6 protein-coding genes are annotated in these 7,308 nt (G+C 50.8%); 3 read left to right on the top strand and 3 right to left on the bottom strand.

Features of this window, described 5'->3' with window-relative positions:
* Positions 1-434: 434 nt before the first annotated feature.
* From rsgA to OCU21_RS11035, 3 genes are all read left to right on the top strand, one after another.
* On the top strand, positions 435-1,505 hold the full coding sequence (gene rsgA, locus OCU21_RS11045) for a ribosome small subunit-dependent GTPase A (RefSeq protein WP_125599434.1): 1,071 nt from the start codon (positions 435-437) through the stop codon (positions 1,503-1,505).
* 192 nt (positions 1,506-1,697) lie between these two features.
* Positions 1,698-1,973: a CD3324 family protein gene (locus OCU21_RS11040; protein ID WP_125599431.1), complete on the top strand. Its 276-nt coding sequence runs from the start codon at positions 1,698-1,700 to the stop codon at positions 1,971-1,973.
* 252 nt (positions 1,974-2,225) lie between these two features.
* Positions 2,226-2,663 (top strand): RNHCP domain-containing protein, encoded by a 438-nt coding sequence (locus OCU21_RS11035; RefSeq protein ID WP_125599428.1) that lies wholly within the window; start codon positions 2,226-2,228, stop codon positions 2,661-2,663.
* Between the two features lie 802 nt (positions 2,664-3,465).
* Here OCU21_RS11035 and OCU21_RS11030 read toward each other — a convergent pair.
* The 3 genes from OCU21_RS11030 to OCU21_RS11020 all read right to left on the bottom strand — a co-directional run bounded on the left by OCU21_RS11030 (position 3,466) and on the right by OCU21_RS11020 (position 7,060).
* Complete coding sequence (locus tag OCU21_RS11030) at positions 3,466-4,023, bottom strand: ferritin-like domain-containing protein (protein ID WP_125599422.1); 558 nt, start codon at positions 4,021-4,023, stop codon at positions 3,466-3,468.
* A gap of 409 nt (positions 4,024-4,432) precedes the next feature.
* Positions 4,433-4,669: a heavy-metal-associated domain-containing protein gene (locus tag OCU21_RS11025; RefSeq protein ID WP_125599419.1), complete on the bottom strand. Its 237-nt coding sequence runs from the start codon at positions 4,667-4,669 to the stop codon at positions 4,433-4,435.
* A 474-nt stretch (positions 4,670-5,143) separates the two neighbouring features.
* A complete protein-coding gene (locus OCU21_RS11020) occupies positions 5,144-7,060 on the bottom strand; it encodes a heavy metal translocating P-type ATPase (RefSeq protein ID WP_261807456.1) in 1,917 nt (638 codons plus the stop codon).
* Positions 7,061-7,308 lie beyond the last annotated feature (248 nt).

Here is a 7,308-nt window from a genome sequence, read left to right as displayed (position 1 = left end):
CTGGAACATCATTTGGTCGCTTCGCACGGGCGTTGAACGACCTGAACTAAACTAACAATGAGTAGCTCAAATAAAGAGAACCGAGAAAAACTTGACACATACACGACGAACATTCTCATTGCCAGCGACGGCGGTTTGTGCTAATCTAGTAGCAAATACACGAGAAAGAAGAATGTTGGATGTCGGCGATTCGCTAAAGTACGCATAACGAAAGAACGGAACACAACCCGTTTATTTTGTTTTGCCCGCAAACTTTCGCGAAAACGCCGCCGCCAACTTCTCATTTAAAGAGACTGTTGAGCTAGTTTGGCGACCAGTCTCTTTTCTTTTACTCAAAATGACAACTGCGGTGGACTGGCGGCAGGGAATTTCCGGGCGAAAAACTTCAAAAAAATTAGACAAACTGACAAACTAGAAAGGAATTACAAAAAACAATGTCCCTTAACTTAACTGACTATGGCTTAACCACTCATTTTCAACAAGCCGCTGAAAATTTCCCCGACCTTTTCATCGCGCGGATCAGCGGACAACAACGCCAACAATATCGGGTGCTGACAGCACATGGGGAAGCGGCCGCCGAAGTCAGCGGTAAGCTGGTCTTTCAAGCCACTGATCCGACTGACTTTCCCGCAGTCGGCGATTGGGTGCTGCTGGATCGCGCCGATGACCAGCACGGCAACGCCATCATTCAACAAATTTTGCCGCGAACCAGCGCTTTAGCGCGACAAGCAGCCGGCAATGAAAGCAAAGGACAGATGATCGCCGCCAATATTGACCAGATCTTCATTTGCATGTCGCTGAATGCCGATTTCAATTTGCGCCGGTTGGAGCGCTACTTAACGATTGCTTGGGACAGTCAAGCCCAGCCCGTTGTGGTCCTGACCAAGGCCGATCTTTGTGACGATCTAGCCGATAAGATTGCTCAAGTCGCCGCTATCAGTATTGGCGTGGACATTATCACCTGTTCTTCTGAAAACGGTCAAGGCTTTTCAGAAATCCAGCAAGCTTTGTCGGCGGGAACCACCGGCGCCTTCATCGGTTCCTCCGGCGTCGGCAAATCCACCTTGATCAATCGGTTGCTGGGCCAAGACAAATTAGCCACCAAGGCAATCCGTGCCGACGACGCGAAAGGCCGCCACACCACCACCCACCGGGAACTTTTCCTGCTCCCCGACGGCGGTTTGGTGATCGACACCCCAGGCATGCGGGAATTACAGATCTACACCGGCGACTTGGACCGAACCTTCACCGACATCGCCACGCTGGCAACGCAATGTAAATTCAACGACTGCCAACACCAAAGTGAGCCCGGTTGCGCCGTTCAAGCCGCGCTGGCCAGCGGCGAACTGGCGCCCGAGCGTTGGGCCAGCTACCAGAAACTCCAACACGAAATGGCTTACGACGGCCTCAACAGTCGCCAATTAGAAAACGAGAAACTCAATCGGATGTTTGGCAGCCGCGGCGCCGTCAAAGACCTGCGTAAACGTGTGAAAAAGCGCCACTAACTTGAAACTTTTCCACACCGATCCAATCGACCCTGAAAACATCTAGAAAGGAACTGAACCTCCCATGACTAAAACTTACTTTGAATCGGAATCGTGCCACGCTTAGGCTATCACGATCACTAAATCTAAAGCTAGCGAAACCGGATAGTCTAACGTGATCCTAAAGCATCATCGAATTAGGAGGCGCCGATTTTGGACTACCAAAACGCAACCCGGATCTTACCTGAACACTTGATCGCAGCGATCCAAGAATATACCGACGGTGAATATCTTTACATTCCCCGTAAAGACGAGCACCGCCAGGCTTGGGGCGCGAATAAGCAAACACGACAATTGCTGGATCAGCGCAATCAAGCGATCTACCAACGTTATTGCCGTGGAACCTCTGTCAAATCCTTGGCGGCGGAATATTATTTAGCGACGAAAACAATCTACAAGATCCTGGCTAACTGTAAAAAAAATGAATAAATACAACCGTTGTGGTCAACAGCTACAACGGTTTTTGTTCGCCATGGATTCGCCAGAACAATTCTAGGTCGTTTACGCGGGTGTTTTCAGGATATTTTCATGGTAAAGTAAATTCATGAACTAAGAAATGGAGAAATGTGCATGTTAACAACAATTCCAATTGTGACCGTCGTCGCGGGGGAGGTTTGTCCCGACTGACCGCTGCAAGCCTCCCTGAAAACCCCTTAGATCACTTTCAGGAGGAAAAGAACTTTGAATCGAGAAAATAAACGAAAAATGTACGCTAAAGGCTATTATCGCAACAATCCCTGCCATGATAGCTTCGCTTGTAAAGTCTGTGGCCGGCTCAACGTCGAACAAGGAGCCGGCAGCGACCACCGCAATCATTGTTACAACTGCTTGGCCAGCCTGCACGTGGATGACGAGCCCGGCGACCGCGCCGCCAACTGTGGTGGTATTATGGAACCGATCGGCGTTTGGGTCCGCAAAAGCGGTGAATGGGCGATTATCCATCGCTGTAAACGCTGCGGCAAACTAAGCTCCAATCGCTGCGCCGCCGATGATAATCCTATGAAACTCATGGCCGTCGCCTTGAAACCGTTGGGAAACCCACCATTCCCCGTTGAACGGATCGAAGAATTGACCGCCGCCATGGGTGGTCAGGGCGAACTCCCACAGCATCAGGGTTAAACGCAGGTCGCTGGGGCTATAATGTCCGCTGCTTGCGCTGCGAGAATCGGGGCGAGCTCGCTGTGGGCGTCACTTTGAGCTTCGCAAAACTCGCGAATCTCAAAGCTGATCCTTGGTCTAAGTGGCATAGCCACCAAGACCAATTTCACGGCGATCTCACCCCAATTCTCTCCGCTCCAGCCGCTCAACGTTATCATAGTCGGTTGAGCACTCACACCGACTGACAAGACATGGCTAATTTATGTAGATCCACGCAGTTGACGTGCGTGGTTAGTGGTCACCAGCTTCAAATTGGTGACACCGGTACTGTCTGTCTGATGAACAGACCTAGTACTTGACGAATCAAGCCGGGGAGTTCCTGTGCATTGGTCTAGCAATTATTTGGGAGCCGGACTTTGTTTCCAGAGCCATCGCGTAGCTAAGCACAGCAGTCTGTCGGGCGTAGCCCATTTAAATAGAAAGGCAAACCTCCTTCTTAGGTCGACCAGCAAATAATCAACGCCGGGCGGTCCTGAGAGGGAGTTTTTTGTGTTTTCCCCGGAATTTTCGGCGCGATTGAATAACTGCCCTGCGACAATTTCCAAAGCCAAGGCCAACAAAAAAACAGTTGATCAACGGGATCAACTGTTTTTCAGGAGGAAATCATTCTTGGGGGAAATGATTTGAAAATTGAGGAAGTTCTGTCCTGATTGTTGGAAAATCTTCGGCGCCAACCACCATTTAAGGGGGAGGAAAGTGGTGATGACGCTCATTTTCTCAACAATCAGTCTGCGCCGAAAACTAATGAAAACCGTGGTTTAGCCTAGTCATCATCCTCATCGTCGTCTTCTTCGACCAAGCCTTCCCAAGCTGTTTTGCCCAGGAGCGCTTGTAACTGCCGCGTCCGCCGATTATTAGCTCCGCGCAAGCTAGTCATGAAAGCGGCCAACGCCGGGCGGTTCTCCCGCTGCGCCAAAATAATTGCTCGGTCAATGAACAGATTGGCTGTGGTGTAGTCCTGCGCCGTTTCCGCGACCAATTCCGCCGCGCTCACATATTTCAGCCGGGCGTCTTCGCTCATTTTGGTGTACTGGGTGTATTCCGCCACGGTTGCTGGCGGCAATTGATTCTCATCCAAGAGCAGCTCGCCTAACTCGTCCAATTGCTGGCGATTCTCGGCAATCAGTTCCCGGTAAAAACCTTGAAGTTGCAAGGCTTGTGGTCCTTTAACGAACCAGAGTGCTTGATGCAACTTCACGTCGAAATACCACATATTGGCGACGATGTGTCCGATCATCGCTCCGGCCGTGGGCTTGTGGTGGTCGATGTCGGCCTGTTTCAACTCTGCTTGGTACTTTGCTTCGATTTCTGGATTTGTCATGATGTTTACCTCCGTGATTTTTGGTTGATCTTGTTAACTATTGAAAAAAGGGTTTGGTCATTTGATGAGGAACCACGCAATTGACAGCCGTGGTTAGTGGTTACAAGCTTTAAATTGGCGACACCGGTACAGTTTGTCTGATGAACGAACCTAGTTCTCGGTGAATCAACCGAACCGGTCGGTCGCCACTCAAGGATTGTTTAGGGGACAGGTAAGGATGTTCAATCAATGCAAACTGTACGAACCAACTAATCCGAATCCGTTGGCATTGCCGTACCACCCCAAACGAGGGCAATTGTTTGACCTCAATCTTGCGAAAGCACTTCGTTAAATCCTTCGTGTCAATTGCAGATAAGCTCAATTCTGCCTAGCAACCCCCACTAGAACCTGCAATCAAGCAACTCTCAGCCTAAAGATCTTTAACTTTGACCTGCTCAACCTCATAGCCCAACTTCGTAACGGTATTTTTCAGATCATCAGCGCTGACCTGCGTGTTGTCGATCTCCGCCTTGACTTTGCCGGCATTGAACAACACTTTGACTGAGTCGACGCCTGGCAACGCCTTGACGCCACCTTCGATTTTAGTTAAACATGAGGGGCAAGTTAGTGCATCTAATTGTAAGGTAACCTTTTGATTGACTGCCATTTTTAAAACATCCTTTCTTTAACTGATGACCCTAGTATAGGCGCTGGCGGCGAATAAAAAATTGACCGCCGTCAAGTTGCGAGAACTTTCGGAAATAAACATAAAAAGATAATGCGTGCGTTACCGAAATGCCGGATAATGCCGATAATTTTATCCCCCCTGACGCCAACCTGACGCCCTTTTGCTTCGAAATCACGTGCAGGCGCTACAATAAAAAGCTCATCCCACCCAACTGACTTCTGCGCTTAGCTACGTTATCGTCTCAGAAGCAAAATGCGGCTTCCGAAGCCATCGCTATGCTGATGCTTCAAGTCAACCCGTTGCGGTTCGCACTCGCAATTAAAAAAATCACTCTCAAAATTCGAGAGTGACAACTAATTCTAGACGCTTTTGAACCAATTCTTTAGTGAAGCTGGCTGGTCACGAGAACCTTTTGCCAGTCTGCTGACCTTGCATTTCCCTAACGCTAATCACTCACTCTTCGACCAACTTGCCACTTTTTGTCGTGGTGGGTTGGCTGGGATGGCGCTTGCCGCCGAAGTTCAACAGGCGCATGGCGTTGAAGATGACGACCAGGATGCTGGCTTCGTGAACGAACATGCCGCTGGCCATGTAGATGAAGCCGGCGATCAGCCCTAACAGCAGGAACGCGACCACCGCAATGGCGATAAAGACGTTCTCTTTGGTGTTCAGGACGGTTTTCTTCGCCAAGCGGAACGCGTGGACCAGCGCTTCAAAACTGGAATTCATCAAAACGACATCTGACGTTTCGATGGCGACATCGGTGCCGCTGCCCATGGCGATGCCAATATCCGCCGTGGCCAGCGATGGGCTGTCGTTGATGCCATCGCCGACAAAGGCCACTTTACGCCCTTGCTCCTGAAATTGTTTGACGAATTTGACCTTCTCGTCTGGCAAAAGTTCAGCGTGGACCTCATCGATCCCCAACTGCCGCGCCACATAGTCCGCCGTGACCTGATTGTCGCCCGTCAACATGACTAAATGCTTGGCGCCCGCCGCTTTCAAGGCCGCTAATTGCGCCGCGACTTCTGGCCGGATAATATCGGAAACGCCGATCAAGCCAGCGACAACACCATCGATGGCCACGATCATCGTCGAGCTACCGGTTTGTTGCAAAGCCGTCAAGTCCGCTTGCGCCGCCGCCGATAAAAGCACCTGGTTCGCCGCCATCAATTTGCCATTGCCGACCAAAACTTTTTTGCCAGCAACGATGGCGCTGATGCCTTGACCCTTGATCGTTTGGTTGGCGCTGATCGCTAAGCTGGCCAAGTCCACCTGGTCCGCTTGGGCTTCCGCTACGACGGCCCGGCCTAAAGGATGATCGGATAAAGTTTCCACTTTCGCCGCTAAGCCCAGCAAGGTCGCTTGGTCCACATCATAAGTTTTCACCGCGGAAACGGCGGTTTTCCCCGTAGTCAGTGTGCCTGTCTTGTCGAAAACGAAGGTATCCACGTGGGCGAAGGTATCCATCGCCTCGCCACCCTTGATCAAGATGCCCCGCTTGGCGCCATTGCCGATCCCAGCCACGTTGGACACGGGCGCGCCGATGACCAAAGCGCCAGGGCAACCCAGCACCAAAACTGTGATCGCCAGCCGGAAATCCCGGGAGATCAGCCACACCACGAAGGCAATCACCAAAACAGCCGGCGTGTAGTATTTCGAAAAACGATCAATGAATTTCTCCGCGTGGGATTTCGTGTCCTGCGCGTCCTCAACCAACTCGATGATTTTCGCGAAAGTCGTGTCATCGCCCACTTTGGTCGCCTTCACGTGCAAATAGCCATCGCTCAACATGGTTCCCGAGAAGACCTGGTCATTTTGCGATTTTTTGACCGCGCGAGACTCGCCAGTGACCGCCGCTTCATCCGCGTAACCGGTCCCGGCCACAACCACCCCATCAACGGGGATCGTCGCGCCGGTTTTGACCAAAACCTCGTCGTCCACATCCACATCATCCACATCGACTTCGGCCACATCGCCGTTAGCTTGCACCACCAGCGCCGTCGTTGGTGTCATTTCCGTCAACGACTTGATTGACGCCCGCGTCTTGTCCAAAGTCCGCTGCTCCAAAATCTCCCCGAAGAGAAATAGGAAGGTGACCACCGCGGCCTCATTATATTCACCAATCACAAAGGCCCCGATCACCGCCACGCTGACCAACAATTCAATACTGACCACCTTGACCCGCAGCGCCTGATAAGCGTGGATCATGATCGGCACCGCGCCAATCACCCCACCGATCGCCATCAACACATCCGCCAAAATCAGCCAATGCAACAAATACTGACTCACCAACGCCGCCGCGATCAACCCGCCCAGCGTCCACGTAATCTGCTTACTATGCTTCTGTACAAACATCTGAAACTTCATAAAAAACACCCCATCACTGTTATTCCTTAACTTGATGAACCAAGTCTACCGCGAATCGCGGCGGGAATAATTGATGGGGATCAAGAAATGAAGGGAAGTTCAATATTTCCGACAAAAAGATTGGATTGCTAGTGGTGAGAACGATAGCTTACTTCCGTAATTTATTTGAGGCCTGGATTCCCGAAACACGTAACAATGAAAGACTGCTAAAACCTTGATTAATTAACGGTTTTAGCAGTTTTTCTCTT

This window comes from Lapidilactobacillus luobeiensis (assembly GCF_024345205.1).
Taxonomy (GTDB): Bacteria; Bacillota; Bacilli; order Lactobacillales; family Lactobacillaceae; genus Lapidilactobacillus; species Lapidilactobacillus luobeiensis.
The sequence above is the reverse complement of the archived record's forward strand: the minus strand, read 5'-3'. Positions and strand labels throughout refer to the sequence as shown.